Annotated in this window: 22 protein-coding genes; 9 read left to right on the plus strand and 13 right to left on the minus strand. The window is 73.2% G+C overall.

Translation table 11 applies throughout. The features are described from left to right. Positions 1 to 1,145, minus strand: a 1,145-nt coding sequence (locus AC3EO4_RS00005) for a hypothetical protein (RefSeq protein ID WP_431892691.1), incomplete at its 3' end; no start/stop codon positions are given. A 1-nt stretch (position 1,146) separates the two neighbouring features. Further along, the gene (locus AC3EO4_RS00010) at positions 1,147 to 1,971 is read right to left on the minus strand and encodes a hypothetical protein (RefSeq protein ID WP_431892693.1); all 825 of its coding nucleotides are present in this window, start codon (positions 1,969 to 1,971) and stop codon (positions 1,147 to 1,149) included. 129 nt (positions 1,972 to 2,100) lie between these two features. Between AC3EO4_RS00010 and AC3EO4_RS00015 the strand changes: the two genes are divergently transcribed. After that, positions 2,101 to 3,306, plus strand: coding sequence for an MFS transporter (locus AC3EO4_RS00015; protein ID WP_431892695.1), 1,206 nt, complete (start codon positions 2,101 to 2,103; stop codon positions 3,304 to 3,306). Next, positions 3,303 to 4,073, plus strand: coding sequence for a PIG-L deacetylase family protein (locus tag AC3EO4_RS00020; protein ID WP_379580052.1), 771 nt, complete (start codon positions 3,303 to 3,305; stop codon positions 4,071 to 4,073). Before AC3EO4_RS00015 ends, AC3EO4_RS00020 begins: the two co-directional genes overlap by 4 nt. On the opposite strand, the gene AC3EO4_RS00025 is transcribed toward AC3EO4_RS00020, so the two are convergent. Further along, positions 4,060 to 6,903 carry an AfsR/SARP family transcriptional regulator gene (locus AC3EO4_RS00025; protein ID WP_431892698.1) on the minus strand — a complete coding sequence of 948 codons (2,844 nt, stop codon included), beginning with the start codon at positions 6,901 to 6,903 and terminating at the stop codon, positions 4,060 to 4,062. The genes AC3EO4_RS00020 and AC3EO4_RS00025 overlap by 14 nt on opposite strands. Positions 6,904 to 7,050: 147 nt before the next feature. On the opposite strand from AC3EO4_RS00025, the gene AC3EO4_RS00030 reads away from it, so the two are divergent. The 6 genes from AC3EO4_RS00030 (at position 7,051) to AC3EO4_RS00055 (ending at position 11,870) form a co-directional block, all read left to right on the plus strand. Continuing rightward, positions 7,051 to 8,097 (plus strand): class I SAM-dependent methyltransferase, encoded by a 1,047-nt coding sequence (locus AC3EO4_RS00030; RefSeq protein WP_379580048.1) that lies wholly within the window; start codon positions 7,051 to 7,053, stop codon positions 8,095 to 8,097. Between the two features lie 167 nt (positions 8,098 to 8,264). Beyond that, positions 8,265 to 9,761, plus strand: coding sequence for an AAA family ATPase (locus AC3EO4_RS00035; protein WP_379580047.1), 1,497 nt, complete (start codon positions 8,265 to 8,267; stop codon positions 9,759 to 9,761). A 181-nt stretch (positions 9,762 to 9,942) separates the two neighbouring features. Further along, on the plus strand, positions 9,943 to 10,299 hold the full coding sequence (locus AC3EO4_RS00040) for a hypothetical protein (protein WP_431892702.1): 357 nt from the start codon (positions 9,943 to 9,945) through the stop codon (positions 10,297 to 10,299). Between the two features lie 131 nt (positions 10,300 to 10,430). After that, a complete protein-coding gene (locus tag AC3EO4_RS00045; RefSeq protein ID WP_379580044.1) occupies positions 10,431 to 10,727 on the plus strand; it encodes a hypothetical protein in 297 nt (98 codons plus the stop codon). Continuing rightward, the gene (locus AC3EO4_RS00050; RefSeq protein ID WP_379580043.1) at positions 10,724 to 11,497 is read left to right on the plus strand and encodes a rod shape-determining protein; all 774 of its coding nucleotides are present in this window, start codon (positions 10,724 to 10,726) and stop codon (positions 11,495 to 11,497) included. The genes AC3EO4_RS00045 and AC3EO4_RS00050 overlap by 4 nt, the downstream gene beginning before the upstream one ends. 34 nt (positions 11,498 to 11,531) lie before the next feature. Next, a complete protein-coding gene (locus tag AC3EO4_RS00055; protein WP_379580041.1) occupies positions 11,532 to 11,870 on the plus strand; it encodes a TraR/DksA family transcriptional regulator in 339 nt (112 codons plus the stop codon). A 121-nt stretch (positions 11,871 to 11,991) separates the two neighbouring features. Here the strand turns inward: AC3EO4_RS00055 and AC3EO4_RS00060 are convergent, their stop codons facing one another. The 3 genes from AC3EO4_RS00060 to AC3EO4_RS00070 form a co-directional block, all read right to left on the minus strand. Further along, complete coding sequence (locus AC3EO4_RS00060; RefSeq protein ID WP_379580039.1) at positions 11,992 to 12,495, minus strand: hypothetical protein; 504 nt, start codon at positions 12,493 to 12,495, stop codon at positions 11,992 to 11,994. Beyond that, positions 12,492 to 14,198, minus strand: a complete 1,707-nt coding sequence (locus tag AC3EO4_RS00065; RefSeq protein ID WP_431892707.1) for a PHP domain-containing protein — start codon at positions 14,196 to 14,198, stop codon at positions 12,492 to 12,494. The genes AC3EO4_RS00060 and AC3EO4_RS00065 overlap by 4 nt, the downstream gene beginning before the upstream one ends. Before the next feature lie 180 nt (positions 14,199 to 14,378). After that, complete coding sequence (locus AC3EO4_RS00070) at positions 14,379 to 15,278, minus strand: aminoglycoside phosphotransferase family protein (protein WP_431892710.1); 900 nt, start codon at positions 15,276 to 15,278, stop codon at positions 14,379 to 14,381. Between the two features lie 302 nt (positions 15,279 to 15,580). Here AC3EO4_RS00070 and AC3EO4_RS00075 point away from each other — a divergent pair, with 302 nt between their 5' ends. Continuing rightward, complete coding sequence (locus AC3EO4_RS00075) at positions 15,581 to 15,718, plus strand: hypothetical protein (protein WP_379580033.1); 138 nt, start codon at positions 15,581 to 15,583, stop codon at positions 15,716 to 15,718. A gap of 63 nt (positions 15,719 to 15,781) precedes the next feature. Here AC3EO4_RS00075 and AC3EO4_RS00080 read toward each other — a convergent pair whose 3' ends face one another. The 7 genes from AC3EO4_RS00080 to AC3EO4_RS00110 form a co-directional block, all read right to left on the minus strand. After that, entirely contained in the window at positions 15,782 to 16,141 is a 360-nt protein-coding gene (locus tag AC3EO4_RS00080; protein ID WP_379580031.1) for a hypothetical protein, read from the minus strand. Positions 16,142 to 16,311: 170 nt separating this feature from the next. Continuing rightward, entirely contained in the window at positions 16,312 to 17,580 is a 1,269-nt protein-coding gene (gene egtE, locus AC3EO4_RS00085) for an ergothioneine biosynthesis PLP-dependent enzyme EgtE (RefSeq protein ID WP_431892714.1), read from the minus strand. Between the two features lie 23 nt (positions 17,581 to 17,603). Continuing rightward, on the minus strand, positions 17,604 to 18,584 hold the full coding sequence (gene egtD / locus AC3EO4_RS00090; protein WP_431892717.1) for an L-histidine N(alpha)-methyltransferase: 981 nt from the start codon (positions 18,582 to 18,584) through the stop codon (positions 17,604 to 17,606). 19 nt (positions 18,585 to 18,603) lie between these two features. Then, positions 18,604 to 19,323: an ergothioneine biosynthesis protein EgtC gene (gene egtC / locus AC3EO4_RS00095; protein ID WP_431892719.1), complete on the minus strand. Its 720-nt coding sequence runs from the start codon at positions 19,321 to 19,323 to the stop codon at positions 18,604 to 18,606. 1 nt (position 19,324) lies between these two features. Continuing rightward, a complete protein-coding gene (egtB, locus tag AC3EO4_RS00100) occupies positions 19,325 to 20,617 on the minus strand; it encodes an ergothioneine biosynthesis protein EgtB (protein ID WP_379580024.1) in 1,293 nt (430 codons plus the stop codon). 2 nt (positions 20,618 to 20,619) lie between these two features. Next, positions 20,620 to 21,843, minus strand: coding sequence for an ergothioneine biosynthesis glutamate--cysteine ligase EgtA (egtA, locus tag AC3EO4_RS00105; protein WP_379580022.1), 1,224 nt, complete (start codon positions 21,841 to 21,843; stop codon positions 20,620 to 20,622). A 279-nt stretch (positions 21,844 to 22,122) separates the two neighbouring features. Next, the gene (locus AC3EO4_RS00110; RefSeq protein ID WP_379580020.1) at positions 22,123 to 22,362 is read right to left on the minus strand and encodes an anti-sigma factor family protein; all 240 of its coding nucleotides are present in this window, start codon (positions 22,360 to 22,362) and stop codon (positions 22,123 to 22,125) included. Positions 22,363 to 22,390 lie beyond the last annotated feature (28 nt).

The following is a 22,390-nucleotide window of genomic DNA, read 5'->3' on the forward strand; positions in this document are numbered from 1 at the left end:
GGGCCGGCGAAGGGAAGCAGGCGCAGGCGGACGGTGTCGTTGTTGGGAACGACGAGGGTGCCACCGCCCCGCCAGACGCGCGGCCAGCCCGCGCCCCTCGGCCAGGCCGCCGGGATGAGGTAGAGGCGGCCGGCCGACTCGGTGAGCAGGCGTAGCCCTCGGTAACGGTAGGCGAACTTGTCGCCCTTCCTGGCCGGCAGGATGGCCTCTGTCACCCCGGGGAAGCCCTGGTCGAGGTAGAGGCGTTCGGTGGTGTCCAGGATGATCTCGGCCCTGTACGGCAGGTCGTTGACGGTGTCGGCGGCTCGGCTCCTGCCGTACGTCGCCGCGTAGCTGCCGCTCGCCCAGAACAGGGCGGCGACGGCGACCGACAGGACGGCCACCGCGGCCGCCCGTTCGGCGACGCGTGGCCTGTTCGTGCGGCGCCAGGTGATCAGCCACCTTCCGTACGCGGTCACCAGCACGCCCACGGCGAGCGCGAGCGGTGTCGTGCCCGGTGCCTCGTCGTAGGCGAGCTCGACGACGACCAGGCCCGCGACGCCGCGTCCCAGGACGAGCAGCCCGGCCACGAGGAGCACGGCCCCGCTCCAGGTCAGCGCGGTGCCCTTCGTGCCAGGGTCGGTACGGCTGCGCCGGATCAGCCGGCCAAGCTCGACATGGCCCCAGATGCCCAGCAGCGTCGCAAGGAACAGGGCCACCAGCGGAAGCCACAGCGCCTCGGACCCGTACAGCAGGACGGCCTGGGTGGACAGGTCCAGCATGTCCAGGTCGATGCCGAACTGGACGAAGCGGCGGCGGCTCGCGACGTAGCCGAAGTAGAAGAGCAGGCCGACCGCGATGCTGGGCGGGACCGCGCCCAGGCCGACGACCTGGGCGAACGTGGTGATCCTGCGCTCCAGCGGGCTCGGCTCCTGCTCGCCGGGCACGGCCGGAGGTTCGGTGTCGCTCCCGGTGTCGCTCCCGGTGTCGCTCCCGGTGTCGCTCCCGGTGTCGCTCCCGGTGTCGGGTTCGGTGTCGGGTTCGGTGTCGCTCCCGGTGTCGGGCTCGGGGTCGGTGAGGGCGTCGCTTCCGGTACCGTGCCGGGCGCCGTTCCCGCTGTCAGGAGAGCGGGGGCCTGGATCGGAGGGCGCGGGCTTCACCGCCATCTCACTCCTCCACCGTCGGGTCGGCTGTCGGCTCGGCGGTCGGCTCCACGGTCGGCTCGGCCGTGGGGGATGGGGTGGCCTCGTCCGTGGGCGGCTGGGCCGTGGGCGACTCGTCGGGATTGCCGATCCGCGGTGGGCCCTCACACTCCTTCTCCGTGACGTGCCCAGGCCCGAAGGTCGGCGGGCAGTAGCGCACGCCGAACGTGGACGGCCAGGCGACGGTGACGGGGCGGTCGGCCGAGGGCGTCACGGATCCGGGAAGCCGGCTGCAGGCGGGGGAGTCCCTGCCAGTGCACCGCTGCTCCAGATGGAGTACCACGCGTGCGCGGACCATGACGCCGCCCTGGCCCGAGATCCTGAACGCGCACGCCTTCCCGCCCGCCAGCACCGACCCCTCGCAGGGGAAGGCCGCAGGGGCGGTCGCGCAGTCCCACTCGACGAAGTCGAAGACACCGGATGCCGCGGGCTGGAAGCTCACGCGCGTCACCTTGACCTCCCCTTGCCCGCCACCGGAGACGGACAGGCACAGCGCGCCGTCGTCGTTCTGGCCGTGAGGTGCGCTGAAGTCGCTGTCGAGCGTCGGGCCGGAGTTCAGCGTGTAACGCCGTCCACCTGACTCGGGCGTGACCACGTCATCGTCGCCGCTTCCCGGCCCCGACCCCGACCCCGACCCGGACGCCGTCGTCTCGACCACCTGCCCCGGGCCGTCACCCTGCGCTCCCGCCTGCGGCCCCGTCTGCGGCAACTCCGCGCTGGAACAGCCGCCGGCCAGCACCAGAGCGAAGGCCACCGCCCGCACCCGCCACCCACCACGCCCCGCTCGCATGCCGTGATCATGACCCAGACTGTCCGTCCGGGCAATGAGTACCCCTCTACTCAAAAGCGTGACAGCGCCGCGTTAGTGGGCTGCGAGGCCGTGCGCCGACGATCGGACTGCCACGGAGGGGAGAGCGTGATGGACGACGACATGGCCGGCACCGCGGTGCTGGACCGGACGGTCCGCGTGCGGGACCGGGGCCGGCGCGGGTGGCCTTCCGTCGCGGCACTGGCGATCGGCGCGTTCGCGATCGGCACCGACATGTTCGTCGTGGCCGGGATACTCAACGGGATCGCGCACGACCTCGGCGTCACCGCCGGCACCGCGGGGCTGACGGTGACGGCGTTCGCGCTGACGTATGCGACGGGCGCGGTGCTGCTCAGCGCCCTCCTGGGGGCGCGGCCGCTGCGACACGTGCTGCTCGGCTCAGCGGTGCTGTTCGGGACGTTCAGCGTGCTGTCGGCGGTGGCGCCGACGCTTCCGGCGCTGCTGGCCGCCCGGGTGCTGGGAGCGCTCGCCGCGTCGGTCTACGTGCCGGCCGCCGGGGCCGCGGCCGTCGCCGCCGTGCCGGAGAGCCACCGCGGTCGCGCGCTGGGCGTGATCGTGGGCGGCGCGTCAGCGGCCCTGACGCTTGGCGCTCCGCTGGGCGTGCTGCTGGCGTCGAGGCTCTCGTGGCGCGCGGCGTTCGCGCTGGTCGCCGCGCTCGCGGCGGCCACCGTCATCGGCCTGCTGCTCACCCGCGCAGGCTCGGGCCCGCCGCTGCGCGCGACGGTGCGGGAACGGCTGCGCCCGATGCGTTGCCCTGCCGTCGTCGCGGCACTCGGCGTGACCGTCCTGGTGATGACCGCCTCGTACAGCATGTACACCTACCTTCCGTCGCTGCTGGCCGCCGCGGCCGGGCCGCTCGGGCTCGGGCTCTTCATCGGGGCGTTCGGAATCGGGGGCATGGTGGGGACCTGGTGGGGCGGGACCGTGGCCGACCGGAGCGGTCCTCGCCGTGTGGTGGTCCCTGCGGTGGCCGGGCTGGCCGCCGGCTTCGCGGCGCTGCCCCACATCGCGACGACGGTGGCCGGGTCGCTGGCGGTCATGGTCGGGTGGGGGATCGCGGCCTGGGGGTTCGTTCCCGCGCAGCAGCACCGCCTGATCGGCCTGAGGGCGGGGCCTGCGCCGTTGCTGCTCGCCCTGAACAGCTCCGCGATCCACCTCGGATCGGCGGCGGGCGCGTCGTTCGGTGGCCTCGTGGTCGACGCCGCAGGGGCCGGCCGGCTGTGGATGATCGCCGTCGCCTGCTGCGGCGCGGGGCTGGCCGTACACGGAACCCTTGTCAGGGAGGTACGCCAATGATCACCTCCACGTCCGGTGTCGCCGGGCTGGGCTCCATCCTGGGGATCTGGGCCCATCCGGACGACGAGGCCTACCTGTCCGGCGGTTTGATGGCGCTGGCTCGCGACCGTGGATCGCGGGTGGTGTGCGTGACCGCCACCCGCGGCGAGTGCGGCACGGCCCACCCGGCGGAGTGTCCGCCGCAGCGGCTGGCCACGGCACGCACCGGCGAGCTGGCGCGCTGCCTGGAGATCCTCGGAGTCCACGAGCATCACTGGCTCGACTACCGGGACGGGCGCTGCGCGGAGGTCCGCGTGTCCGACGCGGTGGCGAGGCTGTGCGAGGCCATCGATCGGGTACGGCCTGACACCGTGCTCACCTTCGGCCCGGACGGCATCACCGGTCACCCGGACCATCAGGCGGTCTCGGCCTGGACCACCGCCGCGTTCGACCGCGCCGCGCCGCCAGGGGCGCGGCTGCTGTACGCCACATTCGAGGAACGGCGGGCGTCGCGCTGGAGCGCTCTCCACGAGAGCCTGGGCATCTTCCCTCCGGGACACCCGATCGTGACACCCGCTCACCGGCTGGCGGTCGACCTCGCCTTGGACGCGGAGACGGCGGCCCGCAAGGTCCTCGCCCTGGCGGCGCAGGAGACGCAGACGCGCGAGCTCATCGCCGGGATGGGCGTCGACCGTTTCACGGCATGGGTCGGCGACGAGTCGTTCGTCGAGCGGCCGCGGCGTCCGGGGGCCGCCGAGCGGCCCTCACCGCCTGTCACGGCCTGGTGAGGTTCCGCGCGATCGCCTGCCTGGCCACCTCGAGGACGGCGACGCGTCCCAGGACCGGCGCCGCCGGAGCCGCGGGAGTGCCGGAGCGGCGGCCGTCGACGGCGGGCGCGTCGGGAGCCTGGGCGGCCGCGGCGTCGATCAGCGCCGCCGGCTCGTCGTCGCCGAGCGCGCGCAGCAGATCGGCGAGGTTACGCAGGGTGACCCACAGGTGAGTCCAGTTGCCGCTGCGGGCGAAGTACTCGATGACGTCGCGATATCCGCCCAGCGCCTCATGGACGCGGCCGGCGCCGGCGCGCACCGACAGCAGCCCCACAGTCGCGACGCCGACGAGAAAGGTCGCGCCCGAGGTGCGGGCCAGGTCGATGGCACGCACGTAATGCCGTTCAGCCGGCTCGCCGTTGTCGGCGCGGCTCTCGATCTCCCCGGCGACGTAGGCACAGAACGAGATCATCGAAGGTGACACCGCCCCGGTCCTTCCCCGGTCGTTCAGCCTTCGCGCCGCGTCCAGATCGCCCGCGTAGGCCCTCGCCAGGGCGGCGATGCCGAGGTTCTCCCGCTGCGGCCCGGCGAGAACGGCCGCGGCGAGGGAATGCTCGACCACGTCGTCGTAGGCGCCACGCGCCAGATCGGTCACCGACAGCGCCGACAGGCAGTGCCACGACCCGGCGTCACCGGTCGCCTTCTCCAGCCCGGTACGGGCCAGCCGGTCGGCCTTGTGGAAGTCGCCGCGGTGGTAGGCGGCTTCCGCCGCGGTTCCGAGCACGGCGCTCGCGTGCGGGCAGGCGTCGAGTGCCGGGTCGTCGGCCAGTTCCTCCGCCCAGTCGCGGATCTCGATGAGGTCCCGGTAAGCGACCGCGTTGTACAGCGCGACGACCATCGCCGCGGCATCGTCCAGCGCCCCCTGGTTGCGGGCCAGCCGCCACGCGGCGCGTAGGTTCGGCAGCTCGCGGCGCAGGACGGCGTCGGCCTCGGGCTCCCGCTCGGTGGCCATGGCGTCGCCGATCCAGGTGCTGAGCTCGACGGCCCAGCGCAGCATGCGCTCGGCCGCGGTCCTGTCCTCGCCGGCCGCCGTGAGCCGGTCCAGCCCGAACGCTCTCAGCGTCTCCAGCATGCGGTACCGGGTGGCCCCCTCGAAGGAGGCCTCGATCATGGAGGCGTCGACGAGCCGGGCCAGGGCGCTTCCTGGATCACTCGCCAGGCCGAGGCCGTCGGCGAGCCGCTCGGCGGTGTCGAGGTCGACGCCGTCGGCGAACACCGACAGCTGCCGGAACAGGCGCCGCTCGTCCTCCGTGAGGAGCCGGTACGACCATTCGATGGTCGCGCGCAGCGTCCGGTGCCGGGCGTCCACGCTCGGCGTGCCGCCGCCGAGCAGGTCGAGCGAGCGGTCCAGGCGTCCGCGCAGATCAGCGAGGGAGAACGTGGACAGCCGGCCGGCGGCGAGCTCGATGGCCAGCGGCATCCCGTCGAGGCGCTTCACGATGTCGGCGACCGTACGCAGGGCCTCCGGCGTCGGTGGGGGACCGGGGCGCACCCGGCGGGCGCGGTCCAGGAAGAGCGCCACGGACGGTGCCAGGGAGGGGTCCTGATCGGGGTGCGGCAGCGGCAGCGGCGCCAGCCGTGAGACGTGTTCGGCCGCCAGGCCGAGAGGTTCGCGGCTGGTCGCCAGCATGGAGATGCCAGGACACGAGGAGAGGATCACGTCGACCGTGTCCCGGAAACCGTCGAGCAGGTGCTCGCAGTTGTCGATCACCAACAGGCCGGGGTGGTCGGCCAGCAGGGCGACGCAGGCGGACAGAACGTCGCCGTGGTCGACCTTCAGGTTCAGGGCCGCCGCCAGCGCGTGCGGGATGGCGGCGGGATCGGTGACCGGTGCGGCCAGCAGTACCGTCGCCGTGCCTTTCTGCCGCGCGACCTCCAGGGCGACCCTGGTCTTGCCGACGCCGCCGGGCCCGACGAGCGTGACCAGGCGCTCGGCCGCCAGCAGCCCGTGCAGGGCGGAGACCTGCGACTCGCGGCCGATCAGCCGCGTGGTCGGCCGGGCAGGCACCTCGGGCCGGCCGGCCGCCGGGCCTGCGGCGCCCCCGACGATGTCGCGTTCGAGCTCGCCCAGGGCGGCTGATGGGTCCAGGCCGGTCTCGTCGACCAGCCTGCGGCGGTACTCGCGCCCGATGCGCAGCGCCTCCGGCGCCTGCCCGGTCGCCGCCAGCGCCCGCATGAGCAGGAGCACCGCGGGCTCCCGCAGGGGGTCGGCGACTGATGACGCGGCGGCCAGGCCCAGGATCTCCTCCGCCTGCCCTGCGGCGACGGCGCCGGCGATCAGCGCGTCGGTCATCTCGCGGCGCAGTTGCGCGTACTCCTCGACCGCGGTGGCGATGGGCACGATGTCGGTGAGGTCGGCGAGAACCGGCCCTCGCCACAGCCCGTGCGCCTCGCGCAGCAGAGAGAACGCGCCGGCCGGGTCCCGCGACGCCGTCGCACGCGCCTCCGCGAGCGACGCCCGCGCCTGTGCCACGTCCAGCTCGTCGCGCTCGAGCGCGAGCCGATAGCCGTCCTGCCGCGTCTCGAGCCTGGCCGCCGCGGGTCCGAGGTGCCCGCGCAGCCGGGACACGTGGTTGTGCAGGGCCTGACGCCCCGATTCGGGCACCTCCGACGGCCACAGCGCGTCCACGAGGTGATCGACCGTCACGGTCCGGCCCTCGGCGAGCGCGAGCAGCGCCAGCACCGCACGCCGCTTCGGACCTGCCACGTCCACGGCCACGCCGTCGACAAGCAGCCGCAGCGGTCCGAGCACCTCCACCCTGACCGACGGCGGCAGGCGCCCGACTGTCATGGCACCCCCCGTGTCCAGCATGCCCCTGACGAGGAAGAACTCAGCCTGTTAGGACGACGATAGCCCGTGAGAGGGCCGTGAAAGGCGGCGCGCCGACCCTTTCTGTTGTGACCGGCACGAGCCGGTCCCGCAGGAAGGAGACCAGTGATGGACCACGAGAAGGTGAACGAGTTCCTGGGCCGGTTCGTGAGCGACCTGGCGGCGACGGACGCCGCGGGCTCGGTCGTGATCGGCCACCGGCTCGGCCTCTACCGCGCGCTGGCGAAGGGTCCCGCGACGCCCGGGCAGTTCGCCGAGCGCACCGGGTGCCACCCGCGCTACCTCACCGAGTGGCTGCGCGGACAGGCCGCCGGCGGGTACGTCACCTACGATCCGGAGACCGGCCGGTTCGCGCTGACCGAGGAGCAGGCGTTCTGCCTGGCCGATCCCAACGGCCCCAACGTGCCGGCGGCGTTCCTCATCGCCCTGGGCATGCTGCGCGCCGAACCGCGCATCACCGAGGCGTTCCGTACCGGCGCCGGTGTCGGCTGGCACGAGCACGACGAGGACGTGTTCGTCGGGTGCGACGCGTTCTTCCGGCCCGGCTACGCGGCCGAGCTGATCCCGAGCTGGATCCCGGCGCTGGACGGGGTCGAGGCCAAGCTCACCAGAGGGGCTCGGGTCGCCGATGTGGGCTGTGGTCTCGGCTCCTCGTCGACGCTCCTGGCCGAGGCGTATCCGCGTACCACGGTCCTGGGCTCCGACTACCACGGCGACTCGATCACGCTGGCACGCAAACGGGCCGCGGAGGCCGGGCTCACCGACCGGGTCAGCTTCGAGGTGTCCACCGCGCAGACCTTCACAGGCACGGACTATGACCTGGTGACGATGTTCGACTGCCTGCACGATCTGGGCGACCCGCTCGGGGCCGCCCGGCGGGTGCGGGAAGCGCTGGCCCCTGACGGCACGTGGCTGCTGGTGGAGCCGTTCGCCTCCGACAAGGTCGAGGAGAACTTCACCCCGTTGGGGCGGCTGTACTACAGCGCCTCCACGTTCCTCTGCGTTCCCAACGGCCTGTCCCAGCCGGGCGGCCACGCGCTGGGCGCGCAGGCCGGTGAGGCGGCGATCCGCGAGGTGATCACGGGCGCGGGCTTCACCCGGTTCCGGCGGGCCGCCCAGACTCCGTTCAACGTGGTCTACGAGATCCGGCCGTGAGACGGCGGGCGGCGGCCGTGGTCTCTCCACGACCGCCGCCTTGACCGCCTCCTCGCAGGCGAGCGGCACCCGCGCGACCCGGCCGTCGGCCGTACCGGTCCCGCATGGCCGAGCGGTGCAGACTAATCAGCAGGAATGTCCGCATGAGTTCTGCCACTGTGAGGTCCATGGATCTCAGCGACGCCAGGGGGCTGGCGCGGGCTCTCGAAGGGCTCTTGAAGGACGCGCATCGTGAGATTGACCAGGCGAGGGAGACACCCGAACTGGTGGCACGGGTCACCGGCCACCTCGGGTGCGAGCTCAAGAACATCGTCAACGTGGTCGCGGGTTTTCCCGCATGGGAACACGTCAACCTCCAGCGCGGCGTGGACGCCTACCTGGAGGCGCACGGCCCGGAGGCCGAGTGGTTCGGCATCGCAGGGCAGGGCCGCGAGCACGAGGACTTCGTCAACATGCTGGCCAGCGCGGCGCGCGGCTGGGAGCGCTTCGAGCCAGGCGCGGTCGACTACGCCACGGCGGCGGTGGGGCCCGACGAGAGCACCGAGGTCATCTCGCTCGGCCTGATCCTCGCCCGCTCGCCCGAAGGCGCGCCGGTGGTGATCGGGCTGCGGGGCCCGCAGGAGCACATGTCCCCGCAGTGCACCGTCGTGGTGCTGGCCACGGACCGGTCGACCGCCACGCGCACCCGCGACGAGATCGAGCGGCGCATGCGCGAGCACGACGTCTACCGGGGGCAGGTCCTGTCGTTCGAGTGGAGCGAGCACCGCGGCAACGACCTGGTGTCGTTCCTGCCCCGGCCTGACCTGTCCGCCGACCAGGTCATCCTGCCGGACGGCGTGCTGGCGACGATCGAGCGGCACATCGTCGACATCGGGGAGCACGCCGTACGGCTGCGCGAGCACGGCCAGCACCTCAAGCGCGGCCTGCTGCTGCACGGCCCGCCCGGCACAGGAAAGACCCACACCGTCCGCTACCTGATGGGCCGGATGCGCGACTGCACCGTGATCGTGATGACCGGCTCGGCGATCAGGTACGTCTCCCAGGCGGCGGGCCTGGCCAGGCGGCTGCAACCGGCGATCGTCATCCTGGAGGACGTCGACCTCGTCGCGCGCGACCGCTCCTACACCGACGACGGCAACCCCCTGCTGTTCGCGCTGCTCGACGCGATGGACGGGGTGGGAGCCGACGCCGACGTCACGTTCGTGCTCACGACCAACCGCGCCGACGTGCTGGAGCGGGCCCTGGCCGACCGCCCAGGACGGGTGGACCTGGCCGTGCGGATCCCCAAGCCCGACGCGGCCGGCCGGGCCGCGCTGCTCCGCCTGTACGCGCGCGACATGCGGCTGGAGGCCGACCTGGAGCCGATCGTGGCCAGGACCGAGGGCGCGACCGCGTCGTTCTTCAAGGAACTGCTGCGCCGGGCGGTGCTCACCGCCCTCCACGACACCGAGTCGGTCACCGCGCTCACCGGCGAGCACCTCGGCCGGGCTCTGGACGGGATGCTCGACGAGCGGGAGGCGCTGACCAGGGCGTTGCTCGGCTCCGGAGAGCGGGTCCACGAGACGGAGGACGACGACGACCTGGCGATGTTCCCCGGACCCGTCCCCGGCATCGCGCCCGGCGGCTACGCCGGTACCGTGTCCGTCAGATTCGACGAACACTGAAAGGTCGCCCGGCAGACCCCGTGGAGCGGCATCCTCTCCTTCCGCAAGGACCTGAGGGACGTGGCGTCCGCCAGGCCGAGCGCCGCCTGGCGGTACTGACGGCGTCGCGGAGCGCGCCCTTGATCGGGGTCCCGGCATCGTGCCCGTGCCCTTGTCGCGAAAGTGGGCTATGGTCGGCCTCATGGTGACCTGGGGCAATCGAGGCTCCGCTGCCTTGACGGCCGCGGTGGGCCTGCTCCTGCTCGCCCTGGCCATGGTCGCCTGCACCCCCACATGGGCCGGAGACGTTCACGGCCGGCAGTCATCCGCCACCGACGTGGTGACCCCCGGCTCCGAGGTCTCGACGCTGTCCACCCTGCCGCCGCCGTCGGTCAGGATCCCCGAACACCTGCACCGCCTGTGGCCGGCCGGCCACAGGAGCGAGGCCGCTCCCGAGACGCCTGATCTCGCCTGGCCGCCGGCAGGCTCAGCCGCCATCATCGGGCCCCAGCAACCCGGGCATCGCACCGCGGGCTCGCGCAGCCCGCCCCTGGTCTAGACGATCTCTCCTTTCCCCTTGCCCTGAGAGGCGGTCCCGGCGCCGAGGCGCGCCCGGACACAGGGGACTTCTCGGCCTGCCCGCCTGCCGCGGGCGACCGCTGGATTCCTCATACCAGGAGCGATGCCGTCATGGCTTCAGTGCACACGTTCATGCAGGACTACAGCCGCCACCTCGCCCAGCTCGACGAGCTGCGCGAGGTGCTGGAGGAGCGTCTGGTCGCGGCCCGCGCCGAGCTCGGCCGCGCCGCGACCGCGGGTCCGGCCGCGCGGCGGGTCGCCGCCGTCGAGGCCGCCCTCGATCGGATGGACCGCGGCGCGTACGGCACCTGCCGCCGCTGCGGCGCCCTCATCCCGTTCGCCCGCCTGCTGCGGGACCCGCAGCAACAGTGGTGCAGCGGCTGCGAGCGCACGGGGAAGGCGGCATGACCATCAACGGCCGGGCTTCATGGCTGGAGGGGCATGCCGCCGTCGACCTCGGCACGGCCCGGATCAGGGCCGTGGCCCTCGGCCACCCCGTGATCATCGACCAGCCCGCCAGCGTGACGTCGCAGGACGAGACCCGCTGGCCGGTCAGGCACGGCATGGTGGCGGACACCGCGACCTGCGCCCGCCTGGTGCGCAGGGCGCTGCGCCCCGTGATGGTGGACGCCGAGCGGCCCCTTCGCAGGGTGCTGCTCGGCGTCCCGGTGAGCGCCTCGCCCGCGGAACGAGCCGCGGCGGCCGAGGCGGTACACCGGGCGGCAGGCTGCCCGGTGGCGGTGGTCGAGGAGCCGCTGGCCGCCGCCGTCGGCTGTGGACTGGACGTCACCGACCCGCGCCCGCAGCTCCTCCTGGACATCGGCGCGGGCATCATCGAGGTCGTGGTCATCCGCGACGCCGCGGTGGCCGACGCGGTCGCCCTGCAGGTACCCGCACAGACGCAGCCCGTCCTGCCACTGCACGTCCAGGACCGGGTCACGGCGATGACAGCCGAACTGCTGGCCAGGCTGCCGTCGGAGCAGCGGGCGAGCGCGCGAGAGCGTGGCCTGCTGCTCACCGGCGGCGGAGCCTGCCGGCCGCGGCTGGCCGCGCGACTCTGCTCCCGGCTCGGCCTCACGGTGAGCTCCGCGCCCGAACCGGCGCACGCCACGGTCAGGGGCCTGGCCCGCCTCTGCCTCTCGCCGCTCGCGGCGCTGGTGGCCCTGCCGACGGCGTGAGCGCCGTCCCACTCGACTCGTAGAAGGAACACATATGACTCAGTACGACGACGTCCGGCTCAGCGACGTCCAGGTCCAGGCCATCCATGAGGACCTCCAGGGGCAGCTCATGTGGCGCGCGTCCAGGCTCGACGAGCTCAGGGCGCTGGCGGAGAGCGTCGAGAACGGTGACGGCTCCCTGCAAGGGGTGCTCGCCGACCTGGCCGCGACCGAGCGGAGCATCACCGAGATCCACCTGTGCCTGGAGCGGCTGTCCGACCGGTCCTACGGCCGGTGCGCCGGCTGCGGTGAGGCCATCCCGTTCGAGCGACTGAAGATCCGGCCGCTGACCCGGCACTGCATGCCCTGCCGCCGCCTGCACGAGGCCCGCTGAGGCGCGTGCCCTGCCGTCGCCCGCACGAGGTTCGTTGACCGGCCGCGCCTGTGCCCGTCCCGCCGAAGGCAGGGGCACAGGCGCCGCCCTCCGCTTCTTCCGAGCCGTCGTGAGACGGTCGTCAGTGGTCAGCGCAGCAGGGGGTCGGGTCCGGCACCTCGAAGGGGGCCACACGCCCCCCTGCCACCGGCACCGTGACCAGCGTCAGCAGGCCGTCCTGCCAGAGCGGGCGAACGAAGTCGCGGGTCTCGAGCTCCGTGCCCGGCTCGGGTGGCGGGCCGCCGAGCAGGGTCACACGCTGGATGGCACTCACCGCGGTCACCTCGCCGACGGTCAGGGTGCCGGTCAGCCTCTCCACGCCCGGGAAGAACACCGCCCTGCCGGACCGGCGGGCGGCGTGCTCGGCGGCTGCGTGCCCGGCCGCGTCCCGCAGCTCCGGCGCCGGGGCAGGAAGGCCGGTCGGCGACCGTCCGGCGGCGGCCAGGCTGATCGCCACGTGCGGGTACGGCTCCTGCACCAGGTGCGTGCAGGCGATCAGGCCGGGGAGACCGAGCGGCCGCACGATCTCGCGCAGCCAGTGCTCGGCGTCCCGGTCGGTGGCGTGCCCGAGGCTGAGCCCGATCAACTCGGCAGGACCCAGATCGGGTTGGCGTAGAACCACAGGTCCTGCCATGGGTCGGCGGCGCCGGCGACATCCAGCGCCGGTCCTGCAGGGTCGACGCCGGCGCCCATCAGACCGGGCGCGCTGCGCTTGCCGTCCGTGCCGCGGATCCGGAAGTAGAACGGCTCGCCGACCGGCCCGAAGGAGTAGGTGAAGGAGACGCGCCCGGTGGCGCCGCCGACCTCGAACGACTTGGCCACGCGGGCGGTCGGGGCGGTGAAGGTGTCGGGGTCGGTGACCGGCCCTGTCACCATGCCGGTGATCACGTCGACCCTGGCCAGCGTCGGCACGAACTGTGACCAGTTCGGCGTCGTGGCCAGGTCGATGTCGATGGTCACCTCCACGCTCGTGCCGCGCTTCACCCGCATGACGCCGCCCAGCGGGGTGCCGGAGCGCCTGCGCCGGTCCCCGGCCTGCCTGGCGCGGACGTCGAGCCCGCTGATCAGGCCGCCGTGGTCGACCCAGACCCGGCCGGCCCGCAGCCCGTCCATCACCGCGCGGTAGCTGAACGCGTTCGCCCCGACGTGGGTGCGGCTGTACTGGCCAGGCCAGTAGTCGCCGGCCTCGGTGAGGAGCGGCCCGTACACCGGGTCGTTGTGCTTGCCGTTGAGGTCGAAGGCGCCGCCAGGGCCGCGCTGGGAGGTGTCCAGGTAGTTGACGTGCGAGTCGGAGTTGGCGCTGATCCACCACGCCTTGCCCTCGGCGAGGAGGCTGTCCCAGAGCCCGCCCACGGTGGCGGTCATCCAGTCGAAGCCTCCCCAGGTGCGGTAGCTCTCCAGCGGGTAGCCGGGAAACGACGCGGCGGACGGGTTGTTGTCGTAGTAGCCGCGGGCCCGACCTGCGCTCGCCCGTGGCAGGCCGGCGGCCTGGTGGCCGGGGGCGCCCTCCATACCGATCGCCACGGTGGGGTCGGCGTCGCGCCAGCCGCGCACCTCGTGCGGCGAGTCGATCCCACGCCGCGCCGGGTGGTTGGCCAGGAAGAGCGCGCCGTCGATGCGGCGTTTGCGCACCTGCTCGCCGAGGAACCTGATGCCGGCGACGGCGAGCGCCTCGTTGGCCGGCGTCGAGTCGCCGGCGCCCCTGACGGAGCCGTCGTAGGCGTTCTCGAACTCCTTGAGCACCGCCACCTCGTCGCGCCCGGGGTGGACGAAGACGGTGGCGTGCTCGGCGGCCGGGATGTTCCACTCCAGGCCCTGGTAGATCAGCAGGTCCTTGAGCTGCTCGCGGGCGGCGACGATGTCCGGGTTGACCTTCTCCACCCCGATCTTCGCGTGCGCGGCGCTGCCGTGGTCGGTGACGACCATCCAGTCCAGCCCATAGGCCTGCGCGTGCCTGGCCTGGTCCACGACCCGGTACTGGCCGTCCGAGCTGTACTGGGTGTGGATGTGGTGGTCGCCGGCGAGCCACAGGAACCCGCCCTTCTCGCCGCGGTCCCTGCCGCCGTCGCCACTCGATGTCCGCGCGTGCGCCGGATCCGGGGCCGACAGGACCGTCGCCGCGGCGCCGGCGCCGAGCAGGCCGGTACGGCGGAGGAATCCGCGGCGGGAGGAGTCGGCAGGGGACAGCTCGCTGTCCGGGACGGAAAGGTCGAGTGCCGGGGGAACGTCCGTACCGGTTCCACCCTGATCGGGGCCATGGTGGTGGTGGTGGGGGTGGCCGTGGCCCATGTGTGCTCCCTTTGAGCGATAGCCCATGTGTTGCTCCGTCTGAGAGACGGAGACGCCCGGACCAATCTCACGGAGCATGAGGAACGGCACGTTTTCGGATCGCGACGCCGCCGCGAACAGGAGATTTCGGGCGTGCGCGGGGCCGACGCGGCCGGACGGCGTGCGGGGCGGCCGCCCGTGTCAGGTGAGGAGCCCGGCCAGGTGCTCGGTCGCCATGACCACCCACTCGGGGTCACCGTGGAGGCGGCCCCAGTGAGCGGCCGTCACGGCGCGGGCCTGCGTCCAGCGGCGAGCCCGCTCGCGGTCCACCTCCGCGGCGTCGGCGAAGAGGTCCAGGCGGCGCAGTACGGCGACCCGCAGGTCGTCGGCCGCGAGCAGGTCCTCGAAGCGGCCGCGCAGCAAGGTGATGGCATCGTAGGCGGGGTCGCCGACGTACCCCTTCGCGTCGATGGCCAGCCAGGGTTCGCGATCGGCCTGGAGCACGTTCGCGTAGTGCAGATCGCCGTGGACGAGGGTGTCGGGCTGGTCGCGGCCGAGGTCACGGACCGTCGCGATCGCGGCGTCCAGCACATGTGCCGGTAGGGGCCGCCCCAGCAGTTCGGCGTCCTTGCGCAGCTCCTCCTCCCATTCCCCGGCCCGCTCGCTCAACCGCGGCAGCCCGGGCGGTGCCGGTACGGCCAGCCGCCTGGCCAGCCGCCCGGCGGCGGTGACGGCCGCGTCGACGTCGTCGAGATCGGCCAGGGTTCGCCGTCCGGCCCGCTCCAGCAGCATGGCGAAGACCGCGTCGTCCCGCTCGTACAGCCGCACGGCGCCGCGCCCGCCCCATGCCGCGAACGCGGCGGGCTCGTGAACGTTGCCTGGATGCGGGAAGGAGATCTTCACGACGGCGGGCGTGCCGTCGCTCCGCCGCACGGGCAGGACGACCCCGACCTGCCCGTGCATGACGGGTCCGGCGAGTGTGCAGCCCCACCGGGCCAGCAGGCCTTCGGCCAGGTCGGCCAGGGACGCGATCCAGGCCTTGCCCGGCTCTCCTTCACGGTCGACGGTGTCACGCGCGAATCCCTCAGGTATCTCGATCATCCCGGTACCCTACGGCCGCCCAGGACCGTCGCCATCGGCGTTTTCGCGGCGGGACCGCCGCCAACAGCCTCGTTGCGCGCCCCTGCTGGTGGTCGGCCGAGGTCCCGGCGGGTCGCGTGCGCGGTCCCGGTGAGGGGCGGGCCGAACGGCGCGCCGGCTGATCGGCGGTGGACCGCTCTCCGCAAGTTCCTGGAGCGCCAAGACCTCCCGGAAGATGTGAAGGCCTCTCGTAAAGCGTTCTGACGTGCGAGAGTAAGCGCACTGTGATTGCTTCCCCTCCGCTTCCTGTTGACCTCGTCGCCATGCCCAACGGCGACGTCCTCGTGCTGCCCGCCGTCTGGCCGGTACGGCTGACGCCTGAGCAGAGGAAACAGCTGGGCGTGCTGCTCCTGGCCGGTGACGTGCCGGAAGACCGGACTCCGGCCGCCGGCGGGACGTGATCACGTCGCATCACCGCTCCGCGGCCACCGGACGCTCAGGGATGAAGATCACGTCGGTCGGCGTCAGCTCTTCCAGGCGTAGCATTCGACTTCGGCCCGGCGGAAGGTCAGCCCCTTCGAGACGGAGTCCTTGACACATGCGCGCTCGGCCGGGCCCAGCCTCAGCTCGCCGCACACGGTCACGCCGGAGTAGGTGCGGCAGTCCAGTGCGGGGTCGGCCTTCCCGACGCGGTACTGCTTCCTGACCTGTGAGCGGCACTGGGCCCGGGCGCTCGGCGTGTCCGCGTACCGGCACTGACCGATCAGGATCTGGTACTGCTGCTCGCTCACCTCGTGCCGTTGGTCCGTCCCGCCTCGGGCGGAGCCTGAGAACAGTCCGAGAGCGGCCACCATCCCGAGCCCGGCGACGACGATTTTCTTCATGGTTCCCCCTACATGCGAGGTACCGCCAAGAGTCACCGCCAAACATGACTCAGAGGAGGTTTGGCTCGCCTTCGACGGGCCAGGGCGACCCGCGTGACGCTGTGACGGCCGGGGCGGCTCCTCGGCTCGCCCGCACCGGCCCTTCGTTGGCCGCGGCTGGTCCGCCGAGGTCATCTCTGTGGCCTGATTCGTGAGCGCGCGGGCTGTTCGGCGTGAGACGGTTCTCGGCGCTCACCGGCGAGGACGCGGGCCAGGGCGTGCAGGGTCTCCGGGGGAGTGCCAGGCGGCGGGGAGACCCGCAGCACGGGTTCGCGCAGGTCCAGCGGCGCCCTGCCGGTCGGCACGACGCTGACCAGAAGGGACGCCGCGGCGGCCCTGGCAGCGGCGTTCTCGGCCGTGTCGCCCGGCGGGGGCGTGAGCGTGACCAGGGCGGACGGCTCGTCGGGCGGTTCGGCCACGCGCCAGCCCCCGGCCCCGTCGAGCAGGTCGCGGGCCGTGCGGCCCAGGTCGGCCAGGTGCTCGTGGACCCCTGACGGGCCGAGCGCGTGGTGCTCGAGGACGGCCACACCGAGGCCGACCCTGGCCGCGATCGCCCCCTCCGAACTCTCGTATCGGGCGGCGCCGGGCAGCGGCACCGGCAGGGTGTGCTCACCGCCCGATGGCGACGGTTCGTTCCAGACGTGCCCGCCGAGGGTGGGCGCCGCGGCGTCCATGGCGGTCGTGGGGCCGGGCACGATCAGGAAGCCGACGCCGCGCGGCCCCGCCAGCCACTTGCGGGAGGTGCCCACGTACGCGCTCGCGCCCGCGCCGCGTACCTCCACGTGCCCGAGCGACTGGCAGACGTCCAGCACGAGCGGGACCTGCGCCGCGCGGCACAGCGTCCCGATCTCGCTCGCCGGCTGCACGACGCCGCGATGGGAGCCGATATGAGAGACGACCACCAGGTCCAGGCCCGCCACCAGACCGGCTCGCAGGCCGTCCAGGTCGAGGCGCGCGTCGCCGTCCACGGGCAGTTCGACGAGACTCCAGCCGCGCAGGACCGCGAGGTGGCGCAGCAGCATCAGTGTGCCGCCGTACTCGGTGCGCGCGTGGCCGACCCGGCTGCCCTGCGCGAGGCGCCACCCGCCCAGCAGCGCCGCCATCGCCGCCGTCCCGCTCTCCAGGAACGCCACGTCCCCGGGGCCGGCGCCGACCAGCGCGGCCAGGGCCGCCTTCGGCGTGGTGAGGTCCGGGACGGCCGCGTAGCCGCCGCGCTCCCGTTCCAGCCGCAGGTGCGCCATGACCGCGTCGAGCACCCGGTCACTGGGCACGTTGCAGCCGGCCGCGTCGAGATACCCGGGCGGGACCACGCTCCGCGCACCCCGCCACGCCCCGGCGGCCCGTGCCGCCGGCCCGGTGTGCCGCTCGGCCTGCCCGGTGTGCCGCTCCGCTCGCTCCATGCGCGAGGAACCGGCTCCGGCGCTCACGCCTCGGCCAGGACCAGCGTGAAGTCCCCCGCGGGATCGGTGTAGCGGCGGCGCACCTCGAACCCCGCGGCGGCGAGCTCCTCCCGCAACCCCTCCGGCCGGAACTTGGCGCTGATCTCGGTGCGCATCTCCTCTCCCTGAGCGAAGTCCACGGCCAGCCCGAGCCCGCCGATCCGTACGCGCATGTCCCGGTTCGCCCGCAGCCGCATCTCGATCCAGTCGTGGCGCGCGTCGTACAGCGCCACGTGCCCGAACGCCTCCGGCTCGAAGTCCGCGCCGAGCTCCCGGTTGATCACCCGCAGCACGTTCCTGTTGAAGGCGGCCGTCACCCCCGCCGCGTCGTCGTAGGCCGCCACCAGCCGCCCGGTGTCCTTCACCAGGTCCGCTCCGAGCAGGAACGTGTCGCCTGGCCGGAGCGTGGCCCGCAGCTCCTTCATGAACACCTCGCGGGCGACCGGCTCGAGGTTCCCGATCGTGCCGCCGAGGAAGGCCACCATCCGCCGCCCGGCGCGCGGCAGCAACGCCAGATGCCGCTCGAAGTCGGCGCACACCGGCGTGACGGCCAGCCCGGGGAAGCGCTCGGCGAGTCGCCGTGCGGCCGATTCGAGGGTGACCGCGTCGACGTCCACCGGCGTGTAGGTGCGCAGCGTGCCCGCCGCGGCGAGCGCCTCCAGCAGCAGGACGGTCTTCTCGCTGGTGCCCGAGCCCAGCTCGACCAGCGTGTCCGCACCGGAAGCCGCAGCCAGTTCGGCGGCACGCGCCCGCAGGATGGCCAGCTCGCGCCGGGTCGGGTAGTACTCCGGCAGACGGGTGATGCGGGAGAACAGCTCGCTGCCTGCGGCGTCGTAGAACCACTTGGGCGGCAGCCACTTGGGCGACGACGTCAGCCCGGTCCTGACGTCGTGTTCGAGCGACTGGCGCAGGTAGTCGCGGTCGAGATGGTTGATCACATGCACGGTCGGCAGGCTGACGAACACGGGGCCTCCTGAGGTGAGATCACAACGGCTGGACGCGTACGTCGTCGCGGGTGGCCGTCAGCAGGCTGCGCTCGGGAACGGCCTGCCATCCGGGCCGGTCGTCGAGCGGTTCGCTGGCCACGAGCACGCCGTCGTGGAGTCGGTGGTAGAAGAGCGTGTCGCCCCAGACGGTCGCGGCGATCGACGCGCCGTCGCAGGCGAGCAGGTTCAGGCGGGCGACGGGGTCCTTCTCCCCGGCGCGGACGACGACCTCGGCCATGGCCTCGCCCAGACCGAATCCTGCGCGCCCGCGCAGGAACACGGCGGCGGCCACCCAGGCGGCGTCGCACGCGCTCTCCGCCCGGTCGGGCAGATCGTCGGCGAGATCGCGCAGCGCGTCCCTGATGACGCGCCCGTTGTGGCTGAGCAGCCACCCGCGGTCGGTGAACGGCGCCGTGGCGCTCTCCTCGATCGGCATGCCCACGGTGGCCGAGCGCACGGCCGCCAGCAGGCAGGTCGAGCGGGCGACCTGCGCGAGCGCGGGCAGGTTGGCGTCGGTCCAGATGGGCACGGCACGGCGGTACCGCACGGGCTCGGCACGCCCGGGGGCGTACCAGCCCATGCCGTACCCGTCGGCGTTGACCAGGCCTGCGCGCTGGCGCCGTGGTGCGTACGACTGCTTGAGCAGGCCGTAGTCGGGTTCGTGGATGAGCCAGGTGAGCGGGCGGGCGGCGCCCAGCCACGCGGCGTGTCTGCACACCTCAGACCAGCTCCGAACGGGCGCAGCGGAAGCCGGTGAAGATCTGCCTGCGGATCGGGTAGTCCCAGTTCCTGAACGTGGTCCGCACCGCCGCAGGGTCGGCCGCCCACGAGCCGCCGCGCAGCACCCGATACTGCTCGCCGAAGAACACCTCGCTGTACTCCTTGTACGGGAAGCTACGGAAGCCGTCGTAAGGCTGGAACCAGGAGCCGGTCCACTCCCACACGTCTCCCACCATCTGCTCGGCCCCGTACGCGCTGGCCCCGGCCGGGTAGGCGCCCAGCGGGGCGGGGTGGGAGGCGCGGTGGCCCAGGTTGGCCCGCTCAGCGGCCGGGGCCTCCTCGCCCCACGGGTACCGGCGCGCCGTGCCGGTCCCCGGGTCCCAGCCGCAGGCCTTCTCCCATTCGGCCTCGGTGGGCAGCCGCTTGCCCGCCCAGCGCGCGTAGGCGTCGGCCTCGTACCAGGACACGTGCTGGACCGGCTCGTCCATCGGGACGGGTTCGGTACGGCCGAAGCGGGTGCGCCACCAGGCGTCGCCGTCCCTGACCCAGAACAGGGGGGCGAAGGCGCCGCTCCGCTGCTTCCACTGCCGGCCCTCCGCGGACCACCAGCGGGCGTCGTCGTAGCCGCCGTCCTCGATGAACGCCGCGTAGGCCCGGTTGCCGACGGGGAGCCGGTCGATCCAGTACGCGGGCAGGTCCACCCGGTGGGCGGGCCGTTCGTTGTCATACGCCCAGGGCAGGGTGCCGGTGCCCATGAGGAAGGGGCCGGCGGGCACGAACACCTCTTCGGGGCCCTCGCTCCGGCCCGGCGGCAGGTCGCCGTCGCGCACCAGGCCGACCTGCCCGGACAGCTGCAGCGTGGCGAGCATGGTCTCGTCGTGCTGGTGCTCGTGCTGGATCACCAGGCCGAACACGAAGCCGTCGCGGTGCAGCGGGTCGGGACCGTCCAGCTCGATCGTGTCGAGGACGTCGAGCACGCGCCCGCGCACGCCCTCGATGTAGCGGCGGGCCTCGGCCGGGCCCAGGATGGGCAGGCTCGGGCGGTCCTTGCGCGGAGTCTTGAACGCGTCGTAGATGTCGTCGATCTCGGGGCGCAGCGGGTCGATGCCGGCCGCCTCGCGCAGCACCCAGAGCTCCTCGTAGTTGCCCACGTGCGCCAGGTCCCACACCAGCGGAGACATCAGCGGCGAGTGCTGGCGGACCAGCAGGTCGTCGTCCGCCTCCGTGTAGGCGAGCGAGCGGTCGCGCACCGCGATGAGCTCGGCCGCGATACGTTCCTTGAAGTCGTTCATCCTCATCCCTCGTCGTTCAGCCAGGTCGGAACGCGCCCTTTCGACATCGGAGCCATCAGGTCGGCCGCGGGGGAGCGGCCGGTCGTCACATGTCGGTCGGCGAACGCGGCCACCTCGGCGACCAGGCCGTTCGTCACGCCGAGGCGAGGCAGCGCCTCCAACGCGGCGCGGAAGCACGCCTCGGCGGCCCGGTGAAGGCGCGGGTCGGCCAGCCCGCACCGCGCCGCCACCTCCCACAGCTGCCGGCACAGGAGCGGCTCCATGGCGGCCAGCGCCGCGTCGGCCGCCCGGTCGTCGGTGACGAGGGCGTGGGTCACGGCCACGCAGACCGGCCAGGTCGCCGGATGCTGGGCGTCGAGGTAGCGGATCTCGAGCCAGCCCCTGGGGCGCACCGGGGGGAAGAGCGTCGTGGCGTGATAGAGAAGATCCTCGGCTGTGGGCCGCCGCTCGCCGTCGGCGTCGAGCCAGTCGCGGAACGTCGAGCCGTCGCGGATCGGGCGATAGCGTTCCTCGTCCTCCCGCACCAGCATGAGCCGGGCGTCCAGCAGGTACTCGGCCCAGTCCGCGGCAGGATCGCCCGAGGTGGGCACGAGCGAGGTCCTGGTGCGGTCGAGGTGGTCCCATACGGCCTGGCGGCCCGACATCCAGCCGCACGGCCTGCCGCCGCTCAGCGGCGAGTTGGCGAAGGCGGCCATCAGCACGGGCCCGAACGCGTGCGCCCGTTCCCAGCGGGTCGCCGGCCGCGCGCCCAGGTCCAGGTTGACCTGGATCGACGCGGTCGAGCACATCATCAGCGGCCCGTACGGCACGCCGAGGAACTCGGCCATCGCCTCGTAGCGGGGCAGGCGCAGCTGGCGGAAGGCCGGCCGTACCGGGTCGAGGCCGACCCCAGCCAGCGCCAGCCCCGCCGCGCGGAGGGCCTCGCGCACGGCGGTTACGTCGGCGGACAGGAGAGCGATCGCGTCACGCAGCGGGCCGGGCGGGCCGGACAGCTCGAGCTGGCCGCCCGGCTCGAACGTCACGCGGCTGCCGCCCGGCAGCGCGGGCAGCGCACGCTCGACGCGGGCCAGCGGCACGTGGCCGGCCGTCGCCGCACGGTCGAAAACCAGGAACTCCAGCTCGACGCCCACGCGGTCCGCCGCGGCGGGACGGAAGCAGCGGCGCGCGAACTCCGCCACCTCCGAGGCCTCCCGCAGCGGCGTGCCCTCGGCGGTCAGCCCCGTCATCGTGTCCCCTTCGCACGGCGCATAGGTCTACAGACCCGCGAACCGCGCGAGCGTTACAGACGGATTCGGGTGTGGCGGAGTTCGGTGCGGCGGTCGGCCGTGAGGCGACCCGGTTCGGGGTGTGGCGGAGTTCGGTGCGGCGGTCGGCCGTGAGGCGACCCGGTTCGGGGTGCGGCGGAGTTCGGTGCGGCGGTCGGCCGTGAGGCGACCCGGTTCGGGGTGCGGCGGAGTTCGGTGCGGCGGTCGGCCGTGAGGCCACCCGAGGGGGAGGGGTCTCGCCTACGACCGCTGCCGCTCGCGGAAGGAGGACATGAGCCGGTCGCGCACGTCGGCCTGCAGCTTCTCCGGAGGCGGGTCGCCGAGGACGCCGATGGTCGCCCGGAACTGCTCGACGTAGCGCTCGCATCCCTCGCAGCGGGCCAGATGCGCCCGCATGCCGTCGCGCGCCGACCGGTCGAGGGCGTCCTCAAGGTAGGCGGTGATGACTTCCACCAGTTCGTCGCAGGTGAACCGCTTCACGACGTGACCGCCCCTTACCGCATGGAGA

The organism is Nonomuraea sp. bgisy101, assembly GCF_057708945.1.

Bases quoted from the DNA above. Each gene is read 5' to 3' on its own strand.
- AC3EO4_RS00010 (WP_431892693.1), bottom strand. From the start codon at position 1,971: ATGCGAGCGGGGCGTGGTGGGTGGCGGGTGCGGGCGGTGGCCTTCGCT.
- AC3EO4_RS00015 (WP_431892695.1), top strand. From the start codon at position 2,101: ATGGACGACGACATGGCCGGCACCGCGGTGCTGGACCGGACGGTCCGC.
- AC3EO4_RS00020 (WP_379580052.1), top strand. From the start codon at position 3,303: ATGATCACCTCCACGTCCGGTGTCGCCGGGCTGGGCTCCATCCTGGGG.
- AC3EO4_RS00025 (WP_431892698.1), bottom strand. From the start codon at position 6,903: ATGACAGTCGGGCGCCTGCCGCCGTCGGTCAGGGTGGAGGTGCTCGGA.
- AC3EO4_RS00030 (WP_379580048.1), top strand. From the start codon at position 7,051: ATGGACCACGAGAAGGTGAACGAGTTCCTGGGCCGGTTCGTGAGCGAC.
- AC3EO4_RS00035 (WP_379580047.1), top strand. From the start codon at position 8,265: ATGGATCTCAGCGACGCCAGGGGGCTGGCGCGGGCTCTCGAAGGGCTC.
- AC3EO4_RS00040 (WP_431892702.1), top strand. From the start codon at position 9,943: ATGGTGACCTGGGGCAATCGAGGCTCCGCTGCCTTGACGGCCGCGGTG.
- AC3EO4_RS00045 (WP_379580044.1), top strand. From the start codon at position 10,431: ATGGCTTCAGTGCACACGTTCATGCAGGACTACAGCCGCCACCTCGCC.
- AC3EO4_RS00050 (WP_379580043.1), top strand. From the start codon at position 10,724: ATGACCATCAACGGCCGGGCTTCATGGCTGGAGGGGCATGCCGCCGTC.
- AC3EO4_RS00055 (WP_379580041.1), top strand. From the start codon at position 11,532: ATGACTCAGTACGACGACGTCCGGCTCAGCGACGTCCAGGTCCAGGCC.
- AC3EO4_RS00065 (WP_431892707.1), bottom strand. From the start codon at position 14,198: ATGGGCCACGGCCACCCCCACCACCACCACCATGGCCCCGATCAGGGT.
- AC3EO4_RS00070 (WP_431892710.1), bottom strand. From the start codon at position 15,278: ATGATCGAGATACCTGAGGGATTCGCGCGTGACACCGTCGACCGTGAA.
- AC3EO4_RS00075 (WP_379580033.1), top strand. From the start codon at position 15,581: ATGCCCAACGGCGACGTCCTCGTGCTGCCCGCCGTCTGGCCGGTACGG.
- AC3EO4_RS00080 (WP_379580031.1), bottom strand. From the start codon at position 16,141: ATGAAGAAAATCGTCGTCGCCGGGCTCGGGATGGTGGCCGCTCTCGGA.
- egtE (WP_431892714.1), bottom strand. From the start codon at position 17,580: ATGGAGCGAGCGGAGCGGCACACCGGGCAGGCCGAGCGGCACACCGGG.
- egtB (WP_379580024.1), bottom strand. From the start codon at position 20,617: ATGAACGACTTCAAGGAACGTATCGCGGCCGAGCTCATCGCGGTGCGC.
- egtA (WP_379580022.1), bottom strand. From the start codon at position 21,843: ATGACGGGGCTGACCGCCGAGGGCACGCCGCTGCGGGAGGCCTCGGAG.